Below are 23,362 nucleotides of genomic sequence, written 5' to 3' on the forward strand. Positions count from 1 at the left end.
GGTGTTCTTGTCTGGTACGGCGGTGTAGAGGCCCGAATGATGGAGGCTCGAAGTTAAGCGGCGGCGGGTTGGTCTGCGGCGGGCAGCATCGGGAAACCGAGGCGCTCGCGCGAGTCGTAATACGCTTGCGCCACCAGGCGCGACAGGGTGCGCACGCGGCCGATGTAGGCGGCGCGTTCCGTCACCGAGATGGCGCCACGCGCGTCCAGCATATTGAAGCTGTGCGACGCCTTCATGATCTTCTCGTAGGCGGGCAGGGTCAGTTGCAGCTCGATCAGGCGCTTCGCTTCCGCTTCGTAGTTGCCGAACTGTTCGAACAGCAGGTCCGTATTCGCGTGCTCGAAGTTGTAGGTCGATTGCTCCACCTCGTTCTGGTGGAAGACGTCGCCGTAGGTCAGTTTTTTGGTCACGCCGTTTTCTTCCCACTCGGTCCAGACCAGGTCATACACGTTTTCCACGCCTTGCAGATACATGGCCAGGCGTTCGATGCCGTAGGTGATCTCGCCCAGCACGGGCTTGCAATCGAGGCCGCCCACTTGCTGGAAGTAGGTAAATTGGGTCACCTCCATGCCGTTCAGCCAGACTTCCCAGCCCAGGCCCCAGGCGCCCAGAGTCGGGCTTTCCCAGTCGTCTTCGACGAAGCGCACGTCATTCTGTTGCAGGTCCAGGCCCAGTGCGGCCAGCGAACCCAGATACAGGTCGAGGATGTTTTCCGGCGCTGGCTTTAAGACCACCTGATACTGGTAGTAGTGCTGCATGCGGTTCGGGTTTTCGCCATAGCGGCCATCTTTCGGGCGGCGCGACGGCTGCACATACGCGGCGCGCCAGGGTTCCGGGCCGATGGCGCGCAGGAAGGTGCCGGTGTGGAAGGTGCCGGCGCCGACTTCCATGTCGTAAGGCTGGAGCAGGGCGCAACCTTGCTTGTCCCAATAGGTTTGCAAGGTCAGGATAATTTGTTGAAATGTGAGCATCGTATGAGTTCGCCGCGCGGGAGGCTGCGCGCTGTAAGGGGTTGCTTGAAGCCCGGACGCTGTTAATCAAGCGCGTCCGGGCCGGAGTTTTGCTAATTTTAGCGGTTTTTACGGGCCCACTGTGACTCTTCGGGCAATATCGGCCGCTTATTGCTGCGCGGCGCCGCCACGGCGGGCTGCGCGCGACAGCAGGAAGGCCGTCAGCAGGGCCAGTGCGGCCAGGGCCAGCACCAGTTTATTGCCATACAGAATGTAGGGCGTCATGCCGCCCATGCCTTGCACCTTGGCTGCCAGCGTGGCTTGCTGCTCCGGCGGCAGCAGGCTTTGCACCACGCCTTTGCCGTCGATGACGGCGGTGGCGCCCGTGTTGGTCGAGCGCAGCATGGGGCGGCCCGTTTCCAGGCTGCGCATCTGTGAAATCTGCAGATGCTGGGGGATGGCGATCGAATCGCCAAACCAGGCCAGGTTGGAGATATTCAGCAGCACCGAGGCCGATTGCTTGCCATTGCGGTGGGCGCTGGCCAGCTGGCCCGCGATTTCCTCGCCAAACAAGTCTTCGTAGCAGATATTCGGCAGCACCAGCTGGTCGCGCACCTGCAGCGGCGCTTGCACGTCGGCGCCGCGGCCCATGTCGCCCAGCGGGATGGCCATCATGGCGACAAACCAGTGCAGGCCGGGCGGCACGAATTCGCCGAACGGCACCAAATGGTGCTTGCGGTATTGATAGTAGGGGCCCGTCGCGCTGTTGGGCGAGATGCCCAGGGCCGTATTGTAGAAGCGCTGCTGCTCGTCGAGCACGGGCATGCCGACCAAAATCGTGCTGCCTGTCTGCTGCGAGTAAGTCGCCAAGCTATCCAGATAGCCGGGCGGCAGCTGGTGCGGCAGCACGGTGACGGCCGTTTCCGGCGTGGCGATCAGGTCGGCCGGCGCGCTGGTGATGGCGCTCTGGTACATCTGCAAGGCGCCGAGCACGAAGCCGGGGTCGAATTTCTGCTGCTGCGGCACATTGCCCTGCAACAGGCGCACCGTGATCGGGCGTCCGACCGGATGGGTCCAGTTTACGTAGTGCAGGCCAACGCCGGCCGCGTACAGCGCGACCAGGCCGGCCAGCGCGCTCCAGCGCGTGCGGTGCAGGGGGTGGACTAGCAAGAGCAGGGCACCGGCGGACAGCGCCGCCAGCCAGCCCAGGCCATATGCGCCGACGATGGGGGCATAGCCGGCCAGCGGGCCGGCATTGTGGGCATAGCCCGTGGCCAGCCACGGAAAACCCGTAAACAGCCAGCCGCGCGTCCATTCGAAGAGGGTCCACAGGGAAGGCAAGATCAACAGCGTCATTGTCGGCAGCGAGAGTACCCAGCGCTGGCGTAGCCAGGCGGCCGCCCCCATGGCCAGTGCCACGTAGATGGCCATCAAGAGGGCCAGCAGGGCCACGGCGATGGCCGCCAGCGGCGCGGCCATGTCGCCATAGCGGTGCATGGAGATATACAGCCAGTGCGTGCCGGCCGCGCACCAGCCGAAGCCATAGGCCCAGCCGATCAGCGCACCGTTCTTGACGTTCGAGGCGCGCAGCACCTGGTAGAACAGTACGCCCAGGCTGAGGATTTGCAGGGGCCAGTAGCCGAAAGGGGCGAACGCCAGCACGGCGACGGCGCCGGCAATGGCGGCAGTCAGCATGCGCGCCCAGGTGCTGCGGGGCGGTTTGGCGGGGGCGTTGGGATCTAAGCGTCTGAAACGCATTTACAGCACGCGCATGTCAGAGTTCCAGTTCCGGCACGTTGGGCAGGCGCTCGACGAGCAGCACATGCACCTGGCGCGCGTCGGCGCGCAGCACCTCGAAGCGCAAATTGCCCAGGTCGAAAATATCGCCCTTGTGCGCCATGCGGCCCAGGTACTTCGAGACCAGGCCGCCGATGGTGTCGACGTCGTCGTCCACCAGGTGGCTGCCCACTTCTTCGTTAAACTGTTCGATCTCGGTCAGCGCCTTGACGCGCCAGCGGGGGCCGAACTGCCCTTCCTTCAGCGAGAGGATGTTGTCCTCCGCTTCGTCGAAGTCGTATTCGTCCTCGATGTCGCCGACGATCTGTTCCAGCACGTCTTCGATGGTGATCAGGCCGGCGACGCCGCTGTATTCATCGACGACGATGGCCATATGATTGTGGTTGGCGCGGAAATCGCGCAGCAGCACATTCAGGCGTTTCGATTCGGGGATGAAGATGGCGGGGCGCAGCATGTCGCGGACGTCGAAAGTTTCTTCTGCGTAATAACGCAGCAAGTCTTTCGCCAGCAGGATGCCGATGACCTTGTCGCGTTCGCCTTCGATCGCGGGAAAGCGCGAGTGGGCGGTCGACAGGACTTCCGGCATCCATTCCTCGATCGGCTTGCTGATGTCGATGACATCCATTTGCGAGCGGGGAATCATGATGTCGCGCGCGCAGAGATCCGATACCTGGAACACGCCTTCAATCATCGACAGGGCGTCGGCGTCGATCAGCTTGCGTTCATGCGCATCGTGTAGAACATCGAGCAATTCTGCACGGTTCTCTGGCTCGGGGGATATGAGTGCGGTCAGGCGTTCAAACAGTGACCGGTGGGGCTTGACGTCAGTTCTGACGCCACTAGGGTGCTCGGGCATAGGAGGCGTGAGCCGTTGTTGCGAAGGGATATAGGATACACCAAAAGTGGAGCAATACCGGATTTCCCCGCTTTTGATGCAAATTTAATACGTTGAAGTGCGCCGTTGCGCGATCTTTTACGCGGCTTCCTGACCCAGCACGCGTGCGCGCAAGTGTGCCACGTCCGCCTGCCAGTCGGCGAAATGCTCGCTGTCCTGCAACAGCTGGCGCAGTTCCGACGTTTCCGCCACGATCTTGTCCAGCGCCAGGCGTGCTTTTTCCAGCAGCGGTGGCGTGACTTTCTTCTTGCAGGCGGCCACCCATTCATCCACTTCGGCGGTGGCCGGGTCGTCCTCGCCCGGTTTGCCCAGCAGGCGCGCGATCACTTCCAGCGCGGCCAGCGCCTCGGCGGCAAACGGCGCCTCGAGTTCCGCTTCCTGGCTGTCGATGACGTTGTCGAGCGTGGTCTCGACCAGTTCCAGTGTTTTGTATTCGTGCAAATCCTGCGCCCAATCCATGGCGTAGTCGTTGCCGAAGGCGTCTGTGGCCCAGGTTCCCATGGTCTTACTCCTTGTACGGGTCGGTGATGCCGAGTTTCGCTAGGATGTCCGTTTCCAAACCCTCCATCTCGGCCGCTTCCTCGTCATCCATGTGGTCGTAGCCCTGCGCATGCAGCACGCCGTGCACGATCAGATGGGCCGTGTGCTCTTCCACGCTCTTTTTCTGCTCCCCCGCTTCCTTTTCCAGCACGTCCGTGCACAGGATGATGTCGGCGCGCGTCGGCTCGTCGTCGCCCAACTCTTCGCCTTCGTTGTAGGCGAACGTCAGCACATTGGTGGCGTAATCCTTTTCGCGGTAGTCGCGGTTCAAGGTACGGCCTTCCTCCGCATCGACGAAGCGGATGGTCAATTCGGCTGGCGCGAACAGGGCCGCCTTGACCCAGCGGCGCACTTTCGGCCGCGTGATCAGGGTTTCCAGGCGGGCGTCCGGGTATTGCACGGACAAGGACAGTTTATTTTTTTCGGACATTTTTGGCGGCAGCTGGTGTGATCAGGGGGAGTAACTGGGCGGCGTTGGCGCCGGCCGCTTGCGCCGTTTCATACGCATCGACGATGCGGGCGACGAGCGGATGGCGCACCACGTCGCTGCTGTTAAATTGCGTAAAGCCGATGCCGCGCACGTCTTTCAGCACGTGTACGGCGTCGATGAGGCCACTCTTCTGGCTCTTTTGCAGGTCGACCTGGGTCACGTCGCCCGTCACCACGGCCTTGCTGCCAAAGCCGATGCGCGTCAGGAACATCTTCATCTGTTCGACGGTGGTGTTTTGCGCTTCATCGAGGATGACGAAAGCGTGGTTCAGGGTGCGCCCGCGCATGTAGGCCAGCGGGGCGATCTCGATCACCTGTTTTTCAAACAGTTTTTGCGTGCGGTCAAAGCCCAGCAAATCGTACAGCGCATCGTACAGCGGACGCAGGTAAGGGTCGACTTTTTGCGCCAAGTCACCCGGCAGGAAGCCCAGGCGTTCGCCCGCTTCGACGGCTGGACGCGTGAGGATGATGCGCTTGACGGCGTCGCGTTCAAGCGCGTCGACGGCGCAGGCGACGGCCAAATAGGTTTTCCCCGTGCCGGCCGGGCCCACGCCGAAGCTGATGTCGTGTTCGAGGATGTCGCGCAGGTAGGCGATCTGGTGCGGCGTGCGCCCGCGCAGGTCGCTGCGGCGGGTTTTCAGCACGGGACTCGCGATGTCCGGTTCCACGAAGGTGCTGACGGGCGTGTTGGCATGGTGTTCCGAGGCGGCGGACAGGCCCGCGCGCTGCTCCACCAGGGCCAGTTGCACTTCTTCCAGCGGCACGACCTTGTTGGCGATGGCGTAGAACTGTTCGAGGATTTCCACGGCCCGTTCGGCATTGCTGCCGCCGACGATGAATTTCTCGCCGCGGCGGAAGATCGTCACGTCGAGGGCGGCGGAAATCTGGCGCAGGTTTTCATCAAGCGGCCCGCACAAATGCGCCAGGCGCGTGTTGTCCAGCGGCTCGGGGATGAAGTAATGCGGCTGTATCGGGGCTTTGGTTTTCAACTGGCTCTTTTCAATGCGGGGGCGCTGGCGACGAGTTCGCCGCGCAGGGTGTAGGAATGGCTTTCGGTGATGCGCACGTCGACCAGTTGGCCGACCAGCTGCAGCGCGTCCGGGCCGGCGTCGAAATTGACCACGCGGTTGTTTTCCGTGCGCCCTTGCAGCTCGCGAGCTATCGTGTCTTTCTTCGAGCGGCCTTCGACGAGGATGGTTTGCACCGTGCCCACCATGGCCAGGCTGTACTTGCGCGTGTTGGCGTCGATGGCTGCCTGCAGCTGCTGCAAACGGGCCAGCTTGACTTCATGCGGCGTGTCGTCTTCCAGGCTGGCGGCCGGCGTGCCGGGGCGCTTGCTGAAGATGAAGCTGTAGCTGTTGTCGAAGCCCACGTCCGCGATCAGCTTCATCATGGCGTCGAAATCGGCCTGCGTCTCGCCGGGGAAGCCCACGATGAAGTCCGAGGAAATGGCCATGTTCGGGCGTACGGCGCGGATGCGGCGGATGATGGACTTGTATTCGAGGCCCGTGTAGCCGCGCTTCATGGCGCCGAGGATCTTGTCGGAACCATGCTGCGCCGGCAGGTACAGATGGTCGACCAGCTGCGGAATCTTGGCATAGGCGTCGATCAGGCGTTGCGTGAATTCCTTCGGGTGGCTGGTGACGAAGCGCATGCGGGCGATGCCGGGAATGTCGGCCACGTATTCGAGCAGCAGGGCGAAGTCGGCGATCTCGCCCCCTTCCATCGCGCCGCGGTAGGCATTCACGTTCTGCCCCAGGAGGGTGATTTCCTTGACGCCCTGGGCGGCCAGACCCGCCACTTCCGTCAGCACGTCCTCGAAGCGGCGCGACACTTCCTCGCCGCGTGTGTAGGGCACGACGCAGTAGCTGCAATATTTGCTGCAGCCTTCCATGATGGAGACAAACGCCGAAGCGCCGTCCACCTTGGCCGGCGGCATGTGGTCGAACTTTTCGATTTCCGGGAAGCTGATGTCGACCTGCGAGGTGCCGCTGGAGCGGCGCAGGGCTATCATCTGCGGCAGGCGGTGCAGGGTTTGCGGGCCGAAGACCATGTCGACATACGGCGCGCGCTTGACGATGGCGTCGCCTTCCTGCGAGGCCACGCAGCCGCCCACGCCGATCAAGAGGTGCGGCTTGGCCAGTTTCAGCTCGCGCAGACGGCCCAGGTCGGAAAACACCTTTTCCTGCGCCTTTTCGCGCACGGAGCAAGTGTTGAGCAGGATCACATCGGCATCTTCCGGCGTGTCGGTACGCACCAGGCCGTCGGAGGAGCCCAGCACGTCGGCCATCTTGTCCGAGTCGTACTCGTTCATCTGGCAGCCGAAGGTTTTAATGAATACTTTTTTCTGCATGGAGTCGGGTGCTTATCGGTAAATGTGGCAGCAAATAAATGGGGCAAATAAGTGTGGCGGCAAGGGGGCTTGCGCCGTGCGCGGCTCAGGGCGGGGACGGTGGATGACCGGCCGGGCGCTTCTGGCTGCCCGGTGGCAGGCTCGCTGCAAGTTCAGGCCATAGTTTAGCGTAAATCGCCGGGACGGGCCATGTCATGCTGATCTTGCCGACAAGATTACAGCGCGAATACGGCGCACGGCACGACGATGCTGAAAAGCATTTATTGCCGTGCAACACCATTGATTTGTAACAAGTTGCTGCAAAGCCTTGTGCGCGCCCGCTGGCATCCTAATGTGTTGAAATGGCATCGTTGCCAAGCCAACTAGCAGTTTGATTGATATTTAACAATCAGGAAGTTTGCGCGAGGCGCAGATGCGGGCTATTTGGGCTAGTATATTGTCTTATATGCAATTCATTTCAGCGAGTTGCAGGTGCTTTACTCACGCGGCAGGTTGCATACGTTGGCTGGGCGTGGCTGTGCGAGTCCTGTGCAGGCAGTGCGAAAGGAGAGAGGGCTGAATCCGATGGAAAGACGTTTATTTAAACACTCTAAGCCAGCCTTAAGTTCGTATCGGCATTATTTTCTACATTCACCAGACGAGGAAAAATCATGGCACATCATGCATTAGCATCGCAAGAGAGTTACAACCCGAATCACCTGCTGGATATTCTGCTGAGCAAGATGCAGCTGAAAAACGACGCAGCCCTGTCGCGCCTGCTTGAAGTGGCGCCACCCGTCATCAGCAAGATCCGCCACCACCGCTTGCCGGTCGGCGCCTCGCTGCTGATCCGCATGCACGAAGTGACGGGCATGAGCATCCGTGACCTGCGTGACTTGATGGGCGACCGCCGCACCAAGTATCGTCTGTCCGACGCCCAGGGCCGTCCAAAAGCGGAAGACCGCGGCGATGCGCAAGAATCGAATTACGCGCACTGATGTGCTTGCGCGCTGACTGTGCCGCTTGCGTAGCTGCTGGCGGCAACAGGCTGGCGTGGACCGGGCAGCATGGATGTCTCGCAGTACCCATAACGGCTTTCGCCTCGCGGCGAGAGCCGTTGGCATTTGGCGCGGCGTTTAGCTCAGCAGTGCCGAGGTGATTTCGTCGAAGCGCAGTTCCGTTTCGCGGAATAGTTGCAGATACGTGTCTTCGCCCAGGCCCAGCGCATCCCAGGCCACCGGCGAGACGCGCGGCACCATGTCGTCGCCCGCCTGCGCCAGGTCGAGCGCGCAGACGATGGCATTGGCCACGTGGATCAACCCTGCCAGGAAGCCGGCCCCCGGCGTTTCCGGCTGCAGATAGTTGGCCAGCGCCAGGCGCATGGTGTCGGAAAAATTCCAGTGCTCGGCCAATGCCACGCTGGCCTGCACATGGTCCACGCCCAGCACGGCCTGCTCCGCTTCGAGCAGGCTGCAATCGTGCGCCGCCTGGTGCGCGATGACTTGCGCGTACTGTGCGGGAAAGCTGCTGACCAGCACCAGGCGGCCGATGTTATGCAGCAAGCCGGCCGTGAAGGCATAATCCTGGTTGAAGCGGATCTGCCGCGCCAGCACCTTGGCGCAGGCGGCCGTCGCCACCGAATGGCGCCAGAAGGCCTTGTCGTCGAAGCCGGGGCAGCGTCCTTCCGGGAAACAGCCCGTGATGGCGGCGGACGTGATCAGGCTGCGCGTGGTCTGGAAGCCCAGGTAGGTAATCGCCTGCTGGATGGTGGTGGCCTTCACTTGCAGGCCATATTGGGAAGAGTTGGCCAGGCGCAGGGTTTTTGCCGTCAGCGCCTGGTCGTACGACACTTTTTTCGCCAGCACGGAAATATCGACATCTTCCTGGTCGATGCTGTTCAACAGTTCCATCACGACGGCGGGCAGCGAAGGCAAGTCATCGAGGTGGGCGACGATATCGTCGAGCGTCAACTGGGTGCTCATGCCGCGCCTCCCGTACCCAGGCGGTAAGCCGTGACATAGCTGCGCAGCAAGGTGGTGGCCACGTCTTCGGGATCGTCCGGATCATGCTTGCGGAACAGATGGGCTAGCCGCGCGCTGTGGGCCGCTTGCTCTGCGGCCACTTCTTCCGGCGAAGGCGGCGGCGCCTGGATCGGCAGCATGTCGATGCCGTGGCGCGGCATCAGGGATAGCATGTTTTCCGTCAGTACCGCGCCTTGCGGCAATAGCACTTGTCCATGCGCGTCGAGCAAGACATCCGACAAGACCATGCCAGGACGTACTTGTTCAAGGGGTAGATGTTGATGCATGACCGCCATGACGACTCCTTAGATGATTGCGGGATATTACCATTGCCATCACGCAATGTCTCAACCTGTATCAAGACTACGGTGGAAAACGGGGTTGCTGTAAATCTTGCCAATAAGCATGTCATACCGTACATTTGCTTCAGGCTGTTGTCCGCTGACGTATCTGCGCCCGCGCCGCGGGCCGGCGACCGGCCAGGCCGGGGGAGTGTTGAACGATGGTGAGTATCCAAGTCCGGCTGACCCTGCTTTTTGTCGTGATCGTCACCTTGGTGCTGGGCATTTCCGGCAGCTATACCCAATATACCCTGAGCCAGGAACTCGAATCGGGCAGCGCGCGCCTGCGCAGCGGTGTGCTCACGCGCTTGCAGACCAGCTTGCCTTCCGCCCTGTGGGACCTCGATAAATCCAAGGTCGACAGCATCGTCGCGGCCGAAATGCTGCCGCCGGAACTGGTCGGCATCCGCGTCTACGACGCCTCCGTGGGCCTGTTCGCGGGCGAAGTGCGTGATGCGACCGGCACCCTGGTGCCGCTGACCTCCGACGTGACCATGGGCGGCACGCCCGTCGAGGCGCCACTGGTGTTCCGCGACGCCGTGGCGGCGGCCACGGGGGGCAAGCCGGTGATCGTCGGCAAGGTCATCGTCAATTTCAGCCGCGCACAGATCGATGCGGCCTTGCGCAGCGAAGTGCGGCGCAAGGTGCTGGAAGTGTTGCTTCTTGACATCATCCTGGTGGGTGCCCTGGCGCTGAGCCTGCGCATCGTCTTCGGGCCCTTGAAACAGTTGCGCGACGGCTTGATCGACCTGGCCACGCGCGGCAGCGATGAGGTCGAGGAGCTGCCGGAAAACCGGCGCGACGAACTGGGCGACGTGATCCGTGGCTTCAATGCCGTGCAGCGCAAGCTCAAGTCCATCATCGAGGGCAGCCGCGAGGCGGAAGACATGGCGCGCCGCTCGCAGCAGGAGACGGCGCTGGCCATGGACGAGCTGCGCCGCGCGCAGGAATCGTTGCTGCAATCGGAACGCCTGGCCTCGCTGGGCAGCCTGGTGGCCGGCGTGGCGCATGAAATCAATACCCCGGTCGGCATCGCGCTGACCAGCGCCTCGGTGTTGAAGGAAGCCACCGATCACATCAGCGCAGCGGTGGCAGGCGGCAGCGTGAAGAAAACCGATATCCTGCGCTACCTGGAAACGGCCGGCGAAAGCGCGCGGCTGATCATGAACAATGCCTACCGCGCCGCGCATCTGATCCACAGCTTCAAGCAGATCGCCGTCGACCAGGTCAGCGAGGCGCGCCGTTTGTTCGAATTGCGCGACTATATCGGGGAAGTGATCTCGAGCCTGCAGCCGACCCTGAAAAAGACGCGCATCAGCATCGATATCGATTGCCCGCCTGACATCATGCTCGACAGCTATCCGGGCGCACTGGCGCAGGTGCTGACGAATCTGGTCTTGAATTGCGTCGAGCACGCCTTCGATGCGGACACGGCTGGCAACATCCATATCGGCGTGCACCGCGACGGCGAGTGGATCGCCATGCAGGTGCGCGACAACGGCCGCGGTATCGCGCCCGACATGCTCGACCGCGTGTTTGACCCGTTTGTCACCACGCGGCGCGGACAGGGCGGCACGGGCCTGGGCTTGAATATCGTGTTCAACTTGATTGCCAAGCAGTTTGGCGGCACCATCACGGTCAGCAGCACGCTGGGGCAGGGCGCGACATTCCTGTTGCGCTTGCCCACGGTAACGCCGTTGCCGGAAAGCACCAGCAGCCCGGCATAGGCAAGGAGAAGAGACATGGCACAGCTAGAAAACAGTCAGCAAGTGGCGCTTTTGCGCGGGATCAATGTGGGTCGTGCCAAGCGCGTGGCCATGGCCGACCTGCGCAAGCTGCTGGGCGACCTGGGCTTTGCGCAGGTGCGCACCGTACTCAACAGCGGTAACGTCGTATATGACGGAGGCACGGTGGCACCGGCCGAAGCCGCTGCCCGCATCGAGGAAGCGCTGGTGCTGAAACTGGGCGTGGCGGCCCGGGTGACGGTGCTGTCGGCCGGCCAGTTTGCCGAACTGATCGAACAAAACAGCTTGGCGCCGACGGCCGATGCGGCCCGTCTGCTGACCTTGGTGCTGAACAATCCTGCCGACATGCAGCGCCTGGCGCCGTTATTGCAGCGGCCGTGGCAACCGGAAGCGCTGGCGCTGGGGCGATGGGCCGCGTATGCCTGGTGTCACGATGGCGTGCTGGCCAGCAAGGTGGTGGCGGCACTCGGCGTACTGTTGGGCGATGGCGTCACCTCGCGCAACTGGGCCACTATGCAAAAATTACATGCGCTGCTGAACGGGCCGGATGCGGCAGCCACTTCCTCATTTTCCAAGGAGCACTGATGCCTACCATTACAGGCGCATTCGACGTCACCATCACCCCGGAAACCTTGTCGGACACGGCCGCGCAGTCGGGGCTGGGACGCTTGTCGCTAGCCAAGCGCTACCACGGGGCCCTCGACGCCAGCGCGCAGGGCGAGATGCTCAGCGTGCGCGCCGCCATAGCCGGTTCAGCCGGCTATGTGGCGCTGGAACGGGTGGAAGGCACCCTGGACGGGCGCCACGGCGGTTTTCATTTGCAGCACAGCGGCAGCATGGCGCGTGGCGCGCCCAGCTTGTCCGTCAGCGTGGTGCCCGACACGGGGACGGGCCAGTTGCAAGGGCTGTCGGGCAGCCTGGCCATCCGCATCGAAGACGGCAAGCATTATTATGATTTCACGTATGACATTGCCGAGACGCCATGAACTGGGATGTCGTCAAGGGCGTGCTGATCTTGCTGCTCGCCGTCAGCGCCCTGGGCACGGCCTTCGTACTCATGTCCGCCTCGGGACCGGACAAGGCGGGTTGCATCGCGCGGGCCCTGAAGTCAGGCATTCCTGTGGGTAATATCGAGAGAGTCTGCCGCTTGCTGGACAAGTAAGAAGTGACAAGGGCAGAGGCCAAAAAAATTCCGCGCAAGGCGGAATTTTTTTTACCGCAGCGGTATCAGCCGCCGGAATGGAGGTCAGCTATCGAATTTTTCCTGTTTGTCACCGTGCATGCTGAAGGCCAGCAAACCCAGTCCCACCAGTAACATCGAGACCATGCTCGCTTCTGGCACGGGTGGCGGCACGTTCGTTTGCTGCACGGCGGGGGCCGTGGCGGCTGCGGGCAGTGCACCGTGGCGTGCACCGGCGCTGCGCCAGCGCGGGGCCGCATTGAGCGTCGGGGCCTGCGTCAGCAGGCGCGCATACGGCAAGTCCGGTGTTTCCCAGCCAAGATTGTTACTGGTGTTAGTGAAACCGAGACTTTCGTCGCTCACGACCTGATCACGTGCTGCGTGCGGGTTGCCCGGCATGCCAGTGCCCGTTGCCGCCGCATTGCCTGCACTGGCCGACAGCGCCAGCATGGCCACGCATAGCGGCTGAAGTATCTTCATCTTTGACTCCCTGGTTCACCGCGCGGCGCGGCCGAAACCGGCCTAGGCCTGGACGGACAATGCGCCTGTACGGAGGCGTATCACGATTTTTCTGATGAGGTCTTATTACAGCACAAATCGTGTTAATTTTGCTACGTATATTTGCTTTAAATTACGAATATTTATCATTTTGATAGCGCAAAGGCTATCGCTGCCGCACACTTGGGATGAGCACGCTATCGTTGAAAAACACTGTTGTTTTTTTGTGCGAATCGCCAGCAGGAAAACAATATATTGATTAGTATATTGTTTATCGCACGATGTACAACATGATCGCCTGTGGGAGGGCAAGATGGAGACAGTTGCAACACAACACGCCGAATATAACCTCGATGCCATGCGCGGCTCGGCCTACAAAGCCAGTTCGCTGCTCAAGGCCATGGGCAATGCAGACCGTTTGATGCTGCTGTGCCAGCTTTCGCAGGGCGAGCATTGCGTCAGCGACCTCGAGCAAAAAGTGGGCATCGGCCAGCCGACCCTGTCGCAGCAACTGGGCGTGCTGCGCGAAGAAATGCTGGTGGCCACGCGGCGCGACGGCAAGCAGATCTATTACCGCGTCGCCAGCGCACCCGTGCTGGCCGTGCTGCAAGTGCTGTACGCGCAATTTTGCGCGCCGCGCCCCCCGTTCAACGACGAAGCCGACTGAGGCCGATCATGACTATTGCTTGGCAGCACTTCACGCCGTGGGCCTCGCTGGCCGGCGGCATGTTGATCGGCCTGGCTGCTGGCCTGCTGATCTTGTTCAATGGCCGCATTGCCGGCATCAGCGGCATCCTCGGCGGCCTGCTGCGCCCGCGTCAGGGCGACCTGGGCTGGCGCATCGCTTTTCTTGCGGGGCTGATCGGCACGCCCCTGCTGTATTCGCTGTGGCAAGCCTTGCCGCCCGTGCAGATCGAGGCGGGCACGTTGGCCCTGACCGTGGCGGGCCTGCTGGTGGGCGTGGGGGTGCGCTATGGCGCCGGCTGCACCAGCGGCCACGGCGTGTGCGGCCTGTCGCGCCTGTCACCCCGTTCACTGGCGGCCACTTGTGCCTTCATGGCGGCCGGTTTCCTCACCGTGTATCTGTTGCGCCATTTGTGAGCAAGCTTATGAGCAAGTTACTCCTTTCCCTGTTGAGCGGCCTCGTCTTTGGCCTGGGCCTGATCGTCTCCGGCATGGGCAACCCGGCCAAGGTGCTCGGTTTCCTCGACCTGGCCGGCGCCTGGGACCCGTCGCTGGCGTTGGTGATGGGCGGCGCCATCGCCGTGGCCCTGCCTGCCTTCTGGCTGGCAGGACGGCGCAGCACGGCGCTGCTGGGCGAGCCCATGCAATTGCCAGCGGCGCGGCGCATCGACCGACGCTTGCTGCTGGGCAGCCTGGCCTTTGGCGTGGGCTGGGGCATCGCCGGTTTCTGTCCCGGTCCCGCCCTCGTCTCCCTGCTGGCGGGCCAGCCGAAGGCGTGGATTTTTGTCGGCGCGATGCTGGCCGGCATGGCCCTGTTTGAAGTGCTGGAGCGCCGCAAGCTGCCGGCACCGGCCTGAGACGGTACAATCTGGCGCATCGCCACTCAGGATACCCATTGACATGAAGACCGTGATTTTCCGCGCCGTTGCGCGTGCCGCCCTGCTGTGCAGCGTGCTGGCGCTGGCCGCCTGCGGCAGCTTGCTGAAGAAAGATGCACAGCCTGCTCCCCCACCCGTGGCCGATACCTTGCCAAATCCGCAAGTATTGCTGCTGGGTGAAGTGCATGACAATGCGCAAGGCCAGCGCCTGCGCGTCGCGGAGTTGCAGCGCCGCCTGGCAGCCGGCTGGCGTCCCGTGATTGTCATGGAACAGTTCGACCGCGAAAACCAGGCCTTGCTGACGCGCGCCGCGCGCGATTGCGCCGATCCCGACTGCATCATCCGCGTGATGGAACAGCCGCGCTGGGACTGGAGCTTGTACCGGCCCGTGCTGGACCTGGTGATCAGCTACCAACTGACGGTGGTGGCCGGCAATTTGTCGCCGGCCGATGCCTCGCGCATCGTGCGCGACGGCATCCAATGGGCGATGCCGCCCGCCATGGTGGCCACTTATCTGGCCGCTCCCGTGCCGACCGACATCCTGGAAGGGCAACAAAAGGAAGTCCAGGCGGCCCGCTGCAATATGCTGTCCGACATGATGATCAAAGGTGTCGTCAACGCCCAGGTGGCGCGCGATATCTGGATGGCCAAGCTGATCCGCGACCAGGCGCCGCGCGACGTGGTGCTGATCGCCGGCAATGAGCATGTACGCAAGGATATCGGCGTGCCCCGCTGGCTGAAGCTGGCCGACCCGCAATTGAATGTGCGCAGCATCGGCTACCTGGAGCAGGGTAGCACTGGCTACAAGGGCACGTTTGACCTGACGCAAACGATGCCGGCGCAGCCGCGCCCGGACCCGTGCGCGAAGTTTAACAAATAATCACTGCTGCACCCGCACCAGGGCGCTGACCCGGCTTGCCGTATCGAGCAGTTTCGGCAAGCTGTGTTCCAGCAAATGCGCCACGGACGGTCCCGCCGTCTGGCCGCTGACATTGATCGCCGCCACCACCTTGCCAGCCCGGTCGAACACGGGCGCGGCCAGGGCGATCAAGCCCTGTTCCAGCTCTTCCTGCACCAGGCACCAGCCCTGGCGCCGCACTTGCGCAATCTCTTCCATCAAAACTTCGATATCGACCTTGGTCGCCGGCGTGATTTTCAGCAGCGCCATCTTCGACAGCCGTTCGCGCAGCATGTCGGGCGCCAGGCCCGACAGCAAGACCCTGCCCATCGAAGTGCAATACGCGGGCAGGCGGCTGCCGATGCCCAGATTGATCGACATGGTGCGGTGCGCGGACAGGCGCACGACATACACGATGTCGTCACCGTCGAGCACGGTGGCCGAGCACGATTGGCGCAAGGTCTGCATCAATTCTTCCAGCAGCGGCTGGGCCTGCGTCCAGACGGGCAACGATGACAGGTAGGCGTAACCGAGGTCGAGTACCTTGGGCGTCAGGCGGAACAAACGCCCGTCCGCTTCCACATAACCGAGATGCAGCAAGGTGAGCAGGATGCGCCGCGCGCCCGCGCGCGTCAGCTGCGCCCGCTCCGCCACTTCGCTCAGGGTCTGTTGCGGCGCCTCGGCGCCAAAGCTGCGCAAGACGGCCAGGCCTCGCGCGAACGATTGCACATAGCTGTCGCCGGGACGGGGGGCGCCGTCGGCGTCAACGCTTGCTTCGGCGGAAAGGGGCGTGCTGCGGCGGTCGGTCATGGCGATTCCAATGGGGCAAGGTGGCAATTATAGCCATGGCGGTGGCGAAAACGGCAAATTGACAAGCGCCCCGATCAGGCATATTCTCACGAATAAGTTCTAAATACGAATATTTGTTCTCTATACGAACAAATTGACCATGGGTTTGATTTGGAGGAGACAGGCAATGATCGACAAACTGCGTACCAGCGTCTTAGAAGCGCTGGCCGATATCCACGATGGCGCCACCGTCATGATTGGCGGCTTTGGCGGCGCGGGCCAGCCGGCCGAGCTGATCGTCGGCTTGATCGCCCAGGGCGCGCGCGACCTCGTCATCGTCAACAACAATGCGGGCAATGGCGACACGGGCCTGGCCGCTTTGCTGAAAAACGGGCAAGTGCGCAAGATCATCTGCTCGTTTCCCCGCCAGGCCGATTCCCACGTCTTCGACGCGCTGTACCGCGCGGGCAAGCTGGAACTGGAACTGGTGCCGCAGGGGAATTTGGCTGAGCGCATCCGCGCCGCCGGCGCCGGCATCGGCGGCTTTTTTACGCCCACGGGCTATGGCACGGACTTGGCCAAGGGCAAGGAAACGCGCGAGATCGATGGCCGCATGTATGTGTTCGAGTTGCCGATCCACGCCGATTTCGCGCTGATCAAGGCGGAGCAGGGCGACCGCTGGGGCAACCTGACCTACCGCAAGACGGCGCGCAACTTCGGCCCCATCATGGCCATGGCCGCCAAGGTCAGCATTGCTTCCGTGCATGAAGTTGCCGAGCTGGGCAGCATCGATCCCGAACACGTCATCACGCCGGGCCTGTTCGTGCAGCGCATCGTGCAAGTGCCGCGCACGGCCACCGGCCCCGCCGGCTTCAAAGCTGTTTGAGGAGTATCAAATGCATAAATGGAATCGAGATCAAATGGCGGCGCGCGTGGCGGCCGACATCCATGAGGGTGCCGTCGTCAACCTGGGCATCGGCTTGCCGACCCTGGTGGCGAATCACTTGCCGGCCGGCGCGGACATCATCCTGCACAGCGAAAACGGCGTGATCGGCATGGGCCCTGCGCCTGCGCCGGGCGAGGAAGATTACGACCTGATCAATGCGGGCAAGCAGCCCGTCACCCTGCTGGCGGGCGGCAGCTATTTCCACCATGCCGACAGCTTTGCCATGATGCGCGGCGGCCACCTGGATATCTGCGTGCTGGGCGCCTTCCAGGTGTCCGCCACGGGCGACCTGGCCAACTGGCACACGGGCGCGCCCGACGCCATCCCTGCCGTAGGCGGGGCCATGGACCTGGCTATTGGCGCGAAAAAAACCTGGGTCATGATGGAATTGCTGACCAAGACGGGTGAAAGCAAGCTGGTGCAGGCCTGCACGTATCCACTGACGGGCATCGCATGCGTCAGCCGCATCTACAGCGACCTGGCCGTGCTCGACCTGGGACCAAACGGCGCCGCCGTCGTCGAACTGGTCGAAGGCTTGAGTTTTGAGCAACTGCAAGCCTTGACGGCCGTACCGCTGACGGATGCCCGCTAATTCAACATCAAACCACTTTCTTGGAGGAAAGAACATGAGCCACGCATACATTTGCGACGCGCAACGTACGCCATTCGGCCGCTACGGCGGCAGCTTGTCTGGCGTGCGCGCCGACGACCTGGGCGCCGTGCCCATCCGTGCCTTGATGGCGCGCAATCCCGGTGTGGACTGGAGCGCCGTTACCGACGTGCTGTACGGCTGCGCCAACCAGGCGGGCGAGGACAACCGCAACGTGGCGCGCATGGCCGCCTTGCTGGCCGGCTTGCCCGACAGCGTGCCCGGCGCCACCTTGAACCGCCTGTGCGGCTCGGGTCTGGACGCCATCGGCAGCGCCGCGCGCTTTATCAAGAGCGGCGAAGCGGGCTTGCTGATCGCCGGCGGCGTGGAAAGCATGAGCCGCGCACCGTTTGTCATGGGCAAGGCCGACAGCGCCTTTTCGCGCGGCATGAAAATGGAAGACACGACCATCGGCTGGCGCTTCATCAACCCCCTCATGAAGGCGCAGTACGGCGTCGATTCGATGCCGGAAACGGCGGAAAACGTGGCCGTCGAGTTCGGCATCAGCCGCGCTGACCAGGATGCGTTCGCCCTGGCCAGCCAGGTGAAGGCGCTGGTGGCGCAGCAGGCGGGCGTGTTCGACAGTGAAATCTGCCCCGTCAGCATTGCACAAAAGAAGGGCGAGCCCCTCGTCGTCAGCCGTGACGAGCACCCGCGCGCCACCACGCTGGACACCCTGGCCAAATTGAAACCCGTTGTGCGCGCGGATGGCACGATTACGGCCGGCAACGCGTCCGGCGTCAACGATGGCGCGGCGGCGCTGCTGCTGGCCGACGAAGCGAACGCGGCCCGTTTTGGCCTGACGCCGCGCGCGCGCGTCGTGGCCATGGCGACGGCCGGCGTGGCGCCCCGCATCATGGGCATCGGCCCTGCACCCGCCACCCTGAAAGTGCTGGCCATGACGGGCTTGACCCTGGCCGACTTCGACGTCATCGAACTCAACGAAGCGTTTGCCGCGCAAGGGCTGGCCGTGCTGCGCCAGCTGGGCTTGCAGGACGACGACGTCCGCGTCAACCCGAATGGCGGCGCGATTGCCCTCGGTCATCCGCTGGGCGCCTCGGGTGCGCGCCTGGCCATGACGGCCGTCAACCAGCTGCACCGCACGGGCGGGCGCTACGCGCTCTGCACCATGTGCATCGGCGTGGGGCAGGGCATCGCGCTGGTGCTGGAACGGGTCTGATTCCACGCCCGGCAGGCGAAAAAAAGTTGCCGGCAGTACGTATTAACGCGTATGCCAGGCACCTTTTTGACTCTGATCAAGGGCGTATGATGCAAAACCGGCCCGGGCAACCCGGCTGGCGTTGGCTTTTTCACACGAACAAGAAGATTGATATGACATCCCACGATACTCCGCATGACGTTGCGCAGCTGACTTCCCAGCAGCGCATCAAGGCCATCATTGGCGCTTCCTCCGGTAACCTGGTCGAATGGTTCGACTTCTACATTTATTCCTTCTGCGCGCTGTATTTCTCGCACGCCTTCTTCCCTTCCGGTAACCCCACCACGCAGCTGCTGCAGACGGCCGGCATCTTTGCCGCCGGTTTCCTCATGCGCCCGGTGGGCGGCTGGCTGTTCGGCCGCATCGCCGACAAATACGGCCGCCGTCAGTCGATGATGATTTCCGTGCTGATGATGTGCGGCGGCTCGCTGATGATCGCCGTGCTGCCCACGTATGAAACCATCGGCGCCTTCGCCCCGTTCCTGCTGCTGGTGGCGCGTTTGTTCCAGGGCCTGTCCGTGGGCGGCGAATACGGCACCAGCGCCACTTACATGAGTGAAGTGTCGGAATCGGGCAAGCGCGGCTTCTTCGCCTCGTTCCAGTACGTGACCCTGATCGGTGGCCAGCTGCTGGCGCTGCTGGTGCTGGTGGTCTTGCAACAATTGCTGACCCTGGAAGAATTGCGTGCCTGGGGCTGGCGCATCCCGTTTGTGTTTGGCGCCCTGGCGGCTTTGGTGTCGCTGAACCTGCGTAAATCCCTGACGGAAACAACCACCGCCAGCGAGCGCAAGGACAAGGACGCGGGCAGCCTGCGCGGCTTGCTCAAGCATAAGCGTGCCTTCATCACCGTGCTGGGCTTTACGGCCGGCGGCTCGCTGGTGTTCTACACTTTCACCACCTACATGCAGAAATACCTGGTCAATACAGCCGGCATGGACACCAAGACGGCCAGCGCCGTCATGACCTGCGCGCTGCTCGTCTACATGATTCTGCAACCGGTGTTCGGCGCCCTGTCCGACCGCATCGGCCGCCGCACCTCGATGCTGTTCTTCGGCGGCCTGGCCACCCTGTGCGTGCTGCCGATCATGCATGCCCTGAAAGACATCACCAGCCCGTACGCGGCGTTTGGCCTGATCATCATCGCGCTGGCCATCATCAGTTTCTATACGTCGATCAGCGGCTTGATCAAGGCGGAAATGTTCCCCGTCGAAGTGCGCGCGCTGGGCGTGGGCCTGTCGTACGCCGTGGCCAACGCCATGTTCGGCGGTTCGGCCGAATACGTGGCGCTGCAGTTCAAGGCCTGGCACGTGGAAGAGTATTTCTATTGGTACGTCACCATCATGTGCCTGATTTCCTTCATCGTCGCCATCCGCATGCCGGACCCGAGTCGCTCGGGCCTGCTGAAGTAACGTTGACGTAAAATAGGGGACACTGCGGTGTCCCTTTTTTCATCGCCGCCTTTTTCCATCGTGCCGATCAGGAGTCTTCATGTCGTATGTCATTCCCGCGCCCTTGCAAGCCAGCGTTCCCGTCACCGGCAGCGTTGATACTTTCCCCGTCCACCGTATTTATTGCGTCGGCCGCAACTATGTCGACCATGCCAAGGAAATGGGCCACACGGGCCGCGAGGCGCCGTTTTTCTTCATGAAACCAAACGATGCCGTGCTGCCCGTGCCCGCCGGCACGACGGGCGAGTTGCCGTATCCGGCGCAAACGCAGGATTTCCAGCACGAGATGGAGCTGGTGGTGGCCATCGGCAAGGGCGGCAGCGATATCGGCGTGGCCGATGCGCTGAGCCACGTATGGGGTTATGCGATAGGCCTGGACATGACGCGCCGCGATGTGCAGGGCGCAGCGAAAAAGCAGGGCCGTCCGTGGGAAACGGGCAAGGCGTTCGAGCACTCGGCGCCCATCGGTTCCATCACGCCGGCCGCGCTGGCGGGCGATGTCAGCCATGCCGCCATCACCCTGCACGTGAACGGTGAGCTGCGTCAAGGCAGCAGCATCGACATGCTGATCTGGAACGTGGCGGAAACCATCGCCGACCTGTCGCGCTACTTTACCTTGCAGCCGGGCGACCTGATTTACACGGGCACGCCGGCCGGCGTGGCGGCCGTGCAGCGCGGCGATGAGCTGGTGGGCGCCATCGATGGCCTGGGCACCTTGCGCATGAAAGTGGTCTAAGCTGCCAAGGAGACCGGCATGATGAACGACACTTATTCTGTTGCGCAACCGGCGCGCGCCGAGATCGACGCCCTGGAGGGGCCGGCCCTGCTGGAATTTGGCACTGGGTGGTGCGGCCATTGCCGCGCCACCCAGGCGCCGCTGGCCGCCGCGTTTGCGCCGCATCCCGGGGTGCTGCACCTGCGCGTGGAAGACGGCCCCGGCCGCGCGCTGGGGCGTGCGTTCCGGGTGAAACTGTGGCCGACCTTGATCTTTCTCAAGGATGGCCAGGAAGTGGCGCGCCTCGTGCGCCCGCTCGACAGCGCGGAGATCGGCAAGGCGTTCGCCCTGATCGAGGCGTAAGCGGTTTACATCATTTCTTGCCGCACTGCACCACTGCGCGTATCATAAGCCGCTTACAGCAAGATCAACCGCATCCTTAGTGATGCAGCGCGATGATCGCCGGCCCGCTCCACCCGGAGGGGCCGCAGGCAAGGATTCACCACAAATGACCGATGCCGCGATGCCGACGCGCGGGTCTGGTACGGAATGCCTGGCGATACGCCGGGCCTGATACACGTCGCCCATCCCCTGACGCTTTTCCTGCCGTGCCCCGGGTAACCGGATGGCGCACGACCGTTGTTTCTCTAAATCAGCACTGATCACAGCGCGATAGCGCGCGTTGGTACTCCGTTGTCTACCGTTAACAACGGTGTGTTGCGGCGTGGAATTTGTTTGCGAATTTAATAGCAAATTCGCAGCAAATACGCCTGCGCACAGCTATGATATGTGAACCGCGCGCCTAGACAACGTGCTGTGCTGCTGCCTGAAAAAACATCCAGAGAATGGCCTTTAGACACCCTCCCCAAGGAGCGCAGTAAATGAGTAAGCCCCGGAGCACCCCCCCCAAGAAAAATTCCCCCGGCACGGTGCTGTTCGCCAGCCTGATCGGCACCACCATCGAGTTCTTTGACTTTTATATCTACGCCACGGCCGCCGTGCTGGTGTTCCCGAAACTGTTCTTCCCCGCCGGCGACCCGTCGGCTGCCGTGCTGCAGTCGCTGGCCACGTTTGCCATCGCCTTCTTCGCCCGGCCCATCGGTTCGGCCGTATTCGGCCACTTCGGCGACCGCGTCGGCCGCAAGGCCACCCTGGTAGCCGCCTTGTTGACCATGGGTATCTCCACCGTCATCATCGGCTTGCTGCCGACGTATGCTTCCATCGGTACCCTGGCGCCGTTGCTGCTGGCGCTGTGCCGTTTCGGCCAGGGCCTGGGTCTGGGCGGCGAGTGGGGCGGCGCGGTGCTGCTGGCCACGGAAAACGCGCCACCGGGCAAGCGCGCCTGGTACGGCATGTTCCCGCAGCTGGGTGCACCGATCGGCTTCTTCCTGTCCGGCGGCATCTTCCTGCTGCTCAGCGAAACCATGACCGATGCGCAGTTCTTCAGCTATGGCTGGCGCATCCCGTTCCTGGCCAGCGCGCTGCTGGTCATCGTCGGCCTGTACGTGCGTCTGAAGATCACGGAAACGCCGGATTTCCAGAAAGTCATCGACAAGAACGAAGTCGTCAAACTGCCTGTCGCCACCGTGTTCCGCCAACATGGCCGCATGCTGTTTCTGGGCACCATCATCGCCCTGGCCACCTTCGTGCTGTTCTACCTGATGACGGTGTTTGCCTTGAGCTGGGGCACGACCAAGCTAGGCTTCACGCGCAAGGAATTCCTCGTCGTGCAGCTGTTCGCCGTGCTGTTCTTTGCCCTGACGATTCCGTTTTCCGCCGTGCTGGCCGACCGCCGCGGCCGCCGCGCTACCCTGATCTGGGTTTCCGTCGCCATCGCCATCTTCGGCCTGGTGCTGGCGCCGATGTTCGGTTCCGGCGTGACGTGGGAAGTGACCGTCTTCATGGCCGTCGGCCTGGGCCTGATGGGCATGACTTACGGACCGCTGGGCACCATGCTGTCCGAGCTGTTCCCGCCCGAAGTGCGTTACACGGGCGCGTCGCTGACCTTCAACCTGGCGGGCATTCTGGGCGCCTCGCTGGCGCCGTACATCGCCACCTGGCTGGCCACCAACCATGGCTTGCAATACGTGGGCTATTACCTGTCGCTGGCAGCCGTGCTGACCCTGGGCGCGCTGCTGATGGTGGGCAAGCCGAGGGCAGGCAAGGAGGCCTGGCAGTAAACGAGTCAACGCGCACGCCGCGTGAGTGTTCCACAAGCCGCCAGCTGCCCATGAACTGAACCCCGAAAGTTGGACACCAACTTTCGGGGTTTTTTCTATGGCGAAGTACAGTACGCAGTTCAAACTGGATGTGATCCAGCAATTTCTGCAGGGTGAGGCCGGTATCAA

At 62.7% G+C, this 23,362-nt stretch carries 27 protein-coding genes; 16 read left to right on the plus strand and 11 right to left on the minus strand.

The features are described 5' to 3' along the window. Positions 1-53: 53 nt before the first annotated feature. From glyQ to miaB, 7 genes are all read right to left on the minus strand, one after another. Positions 54-971 carry a glycine--tRNA ligase subunit alpha gene (gene glyQ / locus ACQ4W0_RS28560; RefSeq protein WP_099762190.1) on the minus strand — a complete coding sequence of 306 codons (918 nt, stop codon included), beginning with the start codon at positions 969-971 and terminating at the stop codon, positions 54-56. Between the two features lie 147 nt (positions 972-1,118). Then, positions 1,119-2,645, minus strand: coding sequence for an apolipoprotein N-acyltransferase (gene lnt / locus ACQ4W0_RS28565; protein WP_436579802.1), 1,527 nt, complete (start codon positions 2,643-2,645; stop codon positions 1,119-1,121). Positions 2,646-2,724: 79 nt separating this feature from the next. Beyond that, positions 2,725-3,603 carry a CorC family transporter gene (locus tag ACQ4W0_RS28570; RefSeq protein ID WP_071075558.1) on the minus strand — a complete coding sequence of 293 codons (879 nt, stop codon included), beginning with the start codon at positions 3,601-3,603 and terminating at the stop codon, positions 2,725-2,727. Between the two features lie 117 nt (positions 3,604-3,720). Continuing rightward, complete coding sequence (locus ACQ4W0_RS28575) at positions 3,721-4,143, minus strand: DUF4259 domain-containing protein (RefSeq protein ID WP_436579803.1); 423 nt, start codon at positions 4,141-4,143, stop codon at positions 3,721-3,723. Positions 4,144-4,147: 4 nt separating this feature from the next. After that, a complete protein-coding gene (gene ybeY, locus ACQ4W0_RS28580; RefSeq protein ID WP_436579804.1) occupies positions 4,148-4,612 on the minus strand; it encodes an rRNA maturation RNase YbeY in 465 nt (154 codons plus the stop codon). Further along, positions 4,596-5,660, minus strand: coding sequence for a PhoH family protein (locus tag ACQ4W0_RS28585; protein WP_436579805.1), 1,065 nt, complete (start codon positions 5,658-5,660; stop codon positions 4,596-4,598). Before ACQ4W0_RS28585 ends, ybeY begins: the two co-directional genes overlap by 17 nt. Next, positions 5,657-7,024 carry a tRNA (N6-isopentenyl adenosine(37)-C2)-methylthiotransferase MiaB gene (miaB, locus tag ACQ4W0_RS28590; protein WP_436579806.1) on the minus strand — a complete coding sequence of 456 codons (1,368 nt, stop codon included), beginning with the start codon at positions 7,022-7,024 and terminating at the stop codon, positions 5,657-5,659. Before miaB ends, ACQ4W0_RS28585 begins: the two co-directional genes overlap by 4 nt. Positions 7,025-7,674: 650 nt before the next feature. Between miaB and ACQ4W0_RS28595 the strand changes: the two genes are divergently transcribed. Next, positions 7,675-8,001 carry a hypothetical protein gene (locus tag ACQ4W0_RS28595; RefSeq protein ID WP_034746769.1) on the plus strand — a complete coding sequence of 109 codons (327 nt, stop codon included), beginning with the start codon at positions 7,675-7,677 and terminating at the stop codon, positions 7,999-8,001. Positions 8,002-8,139: 138 nt separating this feature from the next. Here ACQ4W0_RS28595 and ACQ4W0_RS28600 read toward each other — a convergent pair whose 3' ends face one another. Beyond that, positions 8,140-8,985: an HDOD domain-containing protein gene (locus ACQ4W0_RS28600; RefSeq protein ID WP_436579807.1), complete on the minus strand. Its 846-nt coding sequence runs from the start codon at positions 8,983-8,985 to the stop codon at positions 8,140-8,142. Further along, the gene (locus tag ACQ4W0_RS28605) at positions 8,982-9,320 is read right to left on the minus strand and encodes a hypothetical protein (RefSeq protein ID WP_436579808.1); all 339 of its coding nucleotides are present in this window, start codon (positions 9,318-9,320) and stop codon (positions 8,982-8,984) included. Before ACQ4W0_RS28605 ends, ACQ4W0_RS28600 begins: the two co-directional genes overlap by 4 nt. Positions 9,321-9,526: 206 nt before the next feature. Between ACQ4W0_RS28605 and ACQ4W0_RS28610 the strand changes: the two genes are divergently transcribed. From ACQ4W0_RS28610 to ACQ4W0_RS28625, 4 genes are read left to right on the plus strand one after another with little or no spacing between them, the layout of a single operon-like run. Then, positions 9,527-11,092 (plus strand): sensor histidine kinase, encoded by a 1,566-nt coding sequence (locus ACQ4W0_RS28610; protein ID WP_436579809.1) that lies wholly within the window; start codon positions 9,527-9,529, stop codon positions 11,090-11,092. Between the two features lie 15 nt (positions 11,093-11,107). Next, complete coding sequence (locus tag ACQ4W0_RS28615; RefSeq protein WP_436579810.1) at positions 11,108-11,695, plus strand: DUF1697 domain-containing protein; 588 nt, start codon at positions 11,108-11,110, stop codon at positions 11,693-11,695. Beyond that, positions 11,695-12,096 carry a DUF3224 domain-containing protein gene (locus tag ACQ4W0_RS28620; protein WP_436579811.1) on the plus strand — a complete coding sequence of 134 codons (402 nt, stop codon included), beginning with the start codon at positions 11,695-11,697 and terminating at the stop codon, positions 12,094-12,096. Before ACQ4W0_RS28615 ends, ACQ4W0_RS28620 begins: the two co-directional genes overlap by 1 nt. Next, positions 12,093-12,272 (plus strand): hypothetical protein, encoded by a 180-nt coding sequence (locus ACQ4W0_RS28625; RefSeq protein ID WP_436579812.1) that lies wholly within the window; start codon positions 12,093-12,095, stop codon positions 12,270-12,272. Before ACQ4W0_RS28620 ends, ACQ4W0_RS28625 begins: the two co-directional genes overlap by 4 nt. Before the next feature lie 84 nt (positions 12,273-12,356). Here the strand turns inward: ACQ4W0_RS28625 and ACQ4W0_RS28630 are convergent, their stop codons facing one another. Next, positions 12,357-12,770: a hypothetical protein gene (locus ACQ4W0_RS28630; protein ID WP_436579813.1), complete on the minus strand. Its 414-nt coding sequence runs from the start codon at positions 12,768-12,770 to the stop codon at positions 12,357-12,359. Between the two features lie 331 nt (positions 12,771-13,101). Between ACQ4W0_RS28630 and ACQ4W0_RS28635 the strand changes: the two genes are divergently transcribed. The 4 genes from ACQ4W0_RS28635 to ACQ4W0_RS28650 are packed head-to-tail and all read left to right on the plus strand — an operon-like array spanning position 13,102 to position 15,230. Then, positions 13,102-13,455: an ArsR/SmtB family transcription factor gene (locus tag ACQ4W0_RS28635; protein WP_070310209.1), complete on the plus strand. Its 354-nt coding sequence runs from the start codon at positions 13,102-13,104 to the stop codon at positions 13,453-13,455. An 8-nt stretch (positions 13,456-13,463) separates the two neighbouring features. Beyond that, positions 13,464-13,889 (plus strand): YeeE/YedE family protein, encoded by a 426-nt coding sequence (locus ACQ4W0_RS28640; RefSeq protein WP_436579814.1) that lies wholly within the window; start codon positions 13,464-13,466, stop codon positions 13,887-13,889. 8 nt (positions 13,890-13,897) lie between these two features. Further along, positions 13,898-14,329, plus strand: coding sequence for a DUF6691 family protein (locus ACQ4W0_RS28645; protein WP_436579815.1), 432 nt, complete (start codon positions 13,898-13,900; stop codon positions 14,327-14,329). A 43-nt stretch (positions 14,330-14,372) separates the two neighbouring features. After that, positions 14,373-15,230, plus strand: coding sequence for a ChaN family lipoprotein (locus tag ACQ4W0_RS28650; protein WP_436579816.1), 858 nt, complete (start codon positions 14,373-14,375; stop codon positions 15,228-15,230). Here ACQ4W0_RS28650 and ACQ4W0_RS28655 read toward each other — a convergent pair whose 3' ends face one another. Continuing rightward, on the minus strand, positions 15,231-16,058 hold the full coding sequence (locus ACQ4W0_RS28655; protein WP_436579817.1) for an IclR family transcriptional regulator domain-containing protein: 828 nt from the start codon (positions 16,056-16,058) through the stop codon (positions 15,231-15,233). Between the two features lie 166 nt (positions 16,059-16,224). On the opposite strand from ACQ4W0_RS28655, the gene ACQ4W0_RS28660 reads away from it, so the two are divergent. The 7 genes from ACQ4W0_RS28660 (at position 16,225) to ACQ4W0_RS28690 (ending at position 23,194) form a co-directional block, all read left to right on the plus strand. Next, on the plus strand, positions 16,225-16,923 hold the full coding sequence (locus tag ACQ4W0_RS28660; RefSeq protein ID WP_436579818.1) for a 3-oxoacid CoA-transferase subunit A: 699 nt from the start codon (positions 16,225-16,227) through the stop codon (positions 16,921-16,923). A gap of 10 nt (positions 16,924-16,933) precedes the next feature. Beyond that, a complete protein-coding gene (locus ACQ4W0_RS28665; RefSeq protein WP_436579819.1) occupies positions 16,934-17,575 on the plus strand; it encodes a 3-oxoacid CoA-transferase subunit B in 642 nt (213 codons plus the stop codon). Between the two features lie 34 nt (positions 17,576-17,609). Next, on the plus strand, positions 17,610-18,812 hold the full coding sequence (gene pcaF / locus ACQ4W0_RS28670; protein ID WP_436579820.1) for a 3-oxoadipyl-CoA thiolase: 1,203 nt from the start codon (positions 17,610-17,612) through the stop codon (positions 18,810-18,812). A gap of 152 nt (positions 18,813-18,964) precedes the next feature. Further along, positions 18,965-20,260 carry an MFS family transporter gene (locus ACQ4W0_RS28675; protein ID WP_099666574.1) on the plus strand — a complete coding sequence of 432 codons (1,296 nt, stop codon included), beginning with the start codon at positions 18,965-18,967 and terminating at the stop codon, positions 20,258-20,260. A 79-nt stretch (positions 20,261-20,339) separates the two neighbouring features. Further along, the gene (locus ACQ4W0_RS28680; protein WP_436579821.1) at positions 20,340-21,035 is read left to right on the plus strand and encodes a fumarylacetoacetate hydrolase family protein; all 696 of its coding nucleotides are present in this window, start codon (positions 20,340-20,342) and stop codon (positions 21,033-21,035) included. A gap of 18 nt (positions 21,036-21,053) precedes the next feature. Further along, complete coding sequence (locus ACQ4W0_RS28685; protein WP_436579822.1) at positions 21,054-21,377, plus strand: thioredoxin family protein; 324 nt, start codon at positions 21,054-21,056, stop codon at positions 21,375-21,377. 518 nt (positions 21,378-21,895) lie between these two features. Continuing rightward, positions 21,896-23,194 (plus strand): MFS transporter, encoded by a 1,299-nt coding sequence (locus ACQ4W0_RS28690; protein ID WP_436579823.1) that lies wholly within the window; start codon positions 21,896-21,898, stop codon positions 23,192-23,194. Positions 23,195-23,362 lie beyond the last annotated feature (168 nt).

Source organism: Janthinobacterium breve (genome assembly GCF_051380895.1).
Lineage (GTDB): Bacteria > Pseudomonadota > Gammaproteobacteria > Burkholderiales > Burkholderiaceae_D > Janthinobacterium.

What these genes read in the sequence shown, in the direction of transcription:
- glyQ (WP_099762190.1), bottom strand. Translation starts at nt 971, where the DNA reads ATGCTCACATTTCAACAAATTATCCTGACCTTGCAAACCTATTGGGAC.
- lnt (WP_436579802.1), bottom strand. Translation starts at nt 2,645, where the DNA reads ATGCTGACTGCCGCCATTGCCGGCGCCGTCGCCGTGCTGGCGTTCGCC.
- ACQ4W0_RS28570 (WP_071075558.1), bottom strand. Translation starts at nt 3,603, where the DNA reads ATGCCCGAGCACCCTAGTGGCGTCAGAACTGACGTCAAGCCCCACCGG.
- ACQ4W0_RS28575 (WP_436579803.1), bottom strand. Translation starts at nt 4,143, where the DNA reads ATGGGAACCTGGGCCACAGACGCCTTCGGCAACGACTACGCCATGGAT.
- ybeY (WP_436579804.1), bottom strand. Translation starts at nt 4,612, where the DNA reads ATGTCCGAAAAAAATAAACTGTCCTTGTCCGTGCAATACCCGGACGCC.
- miaB (WP_436579806.1), bottom strand. Translation starts at nt 7,024, where the DNA reads ATGCAGAAAAAAGTATTCATTAAAACCTTCGGCTGCCAGATGAACGAG.
- ACQ4W0_RS28595 (WP_034746769.1), top strand. Translation starts at nt 7,675, where the DNA reads ATGGCACATCATGCATTAGCATCGCAAGAGAGTTACAACCCGAATCAC.
- ACQ4W0_RS28600 (WP_436579807.1), bottom strand. Translation starts at nt 8,985, where the DNA reads ATGAGCACCCAGTTGACGCTCGACGATATCGTCGCCCACCTCGATGAC.
- ACQ4W0_RS28605 (WP_436579808.1), bottom strand. Translation starts at nt 9,320, where the DNA reads ATGGCGGTCATGCATCAACATCTACCCCTTGAACAAGTACGTCCTGGC.
- ACQ4W0_RS28610 (WP_436579809.1), top strand. Translation starts at nt 9,527, where the DNA reads ATGGTGAGTATCCAAGTCCGGCTGACCCTGCTTTTTGTCGTGATCGTC.
- ACQ4W0_RS28615 (WP_436579810.1), top strand. Translation starts at nt 11,108, where the DNA reads ATGGCACAGCTAGAAAACAGTCAGCAAGTGGCGCTTTTGCGCGGGATC.
- ACQ4W0_RS28620 (WP_436579811.1), top strand. Translation starts at nt 11,695, where the DNA reads ATGCCTACCATTACAGGCGCATTCGACGTCACCATCACCCCGGAAACC.
- ACQ4W0_RS28625 (WP_436579812.1), top strand. Translation starts at nt 12,093, where the DNA reads ATGAACTGGGATGTCGTCAAGGGCGTGCTGATCTTGCTGCTCGCCGTC.
- ACQ4W0_RS28630 (WP_436579813.1), bottom strand. Translation starts at nt 12,770, where the DNA reads ATGAAGATACTTCAGCCGCTATGCGTGGCCATGCTGGCGCTGTCGGCC.
- ACQ4W0_RS28635 (WP_070310209.1), top strand. Translation starts at nt 13,102, where the DNA reads ATGGAGACAGTTGCAACACAACACGCCGAATATAACCTCGATGCCATG.
- ACQ4W0_RS28640 (WP_436579814.1), top strand. Translation starts at nt 13,464, where the DNA reads ATGACTATTGCTTGGCAGCACTTCACGCCGTGGGCCTCGCTGGCCGGC.
- ACQ4W0_RS28645 (WP_436579815.1), top strand. Translation starts at nt 13,898, where the DNA reads ATGAGCAAGTTACTCCTTTCCCTGTTGAGCGGCCTCGTCTTTGGCCTG.
- ACQ4W0_RS28650 (WP_436579816.1), top strand. Translation starts at nt 14,373, where the DNA reads ATGAAGACCGTGATTTTCCGCGCCGTTGCGCGTGCCGCCCTGCTGTGC.
- ACQ4W0_RS28655 (WP_436579817.1), bottom strand. Translation starts at nt 16,058, where the DNA reads ATGACCGACCGCCGCAGCACGCCCCTTTCCGCCGAAGCAAGCGTTGAC.
- ACQ4W0_RS28660 (WP_436579818.1), top strand. Translation starts at nt 16,225, where the DNA reads ATGATCGACAAACTGCGTACCAGCGTCTTAGAAGCGCTGGCCGATATC.
- ACQ4W0_RS28665 (WP_436579819.1), top strand. Translation starts at nt 16,934, where the DNA reads ATGCATAAATGGAATCGAGATCAAATGGCGGCGCGCGTGGCGGCCGAC.
- pcaF (WP_436579820.1), top strand. Translation starts at nt 17,610, where the DNA reads ATGAGCCACGCATACATTTGCGACGCGCAACGTACGCCATTCGGCCGC.
- ACQ4W0_RS28675 (WP_099666574.1), top strand. Translation starts at nt 18,965, where the DNA reads ATGACATCCCACGATACTCCGCATGACGTTGCGCAGCTGACTTCCCAG.
- ACQ4W0_RS28680 (WP_436579821.1), top strand. Translation starts at nt 20,340, where the DNA reads ATGTCGTATGTCATTCCCGCGCCCTTGCAAGCCAGCGTTCCCGTCACC.
- ACQ4W0_RS28685 (WP_436579822.1), top strand. Translation starts at nt 21,054, where the DNA reads ATGATGAACGACACTTATTCTGTTGCGCAACCGGCGCGCGCCGAGATC.
- ACQ4W0_RS28690 (WP_436579823.1), top strand. Translation starts at nt 21,896, where the DNA reads ATGAGTAAGCCCCGGAGCACCCCCCCCAAGAAAAATTCCCCCGGCACG.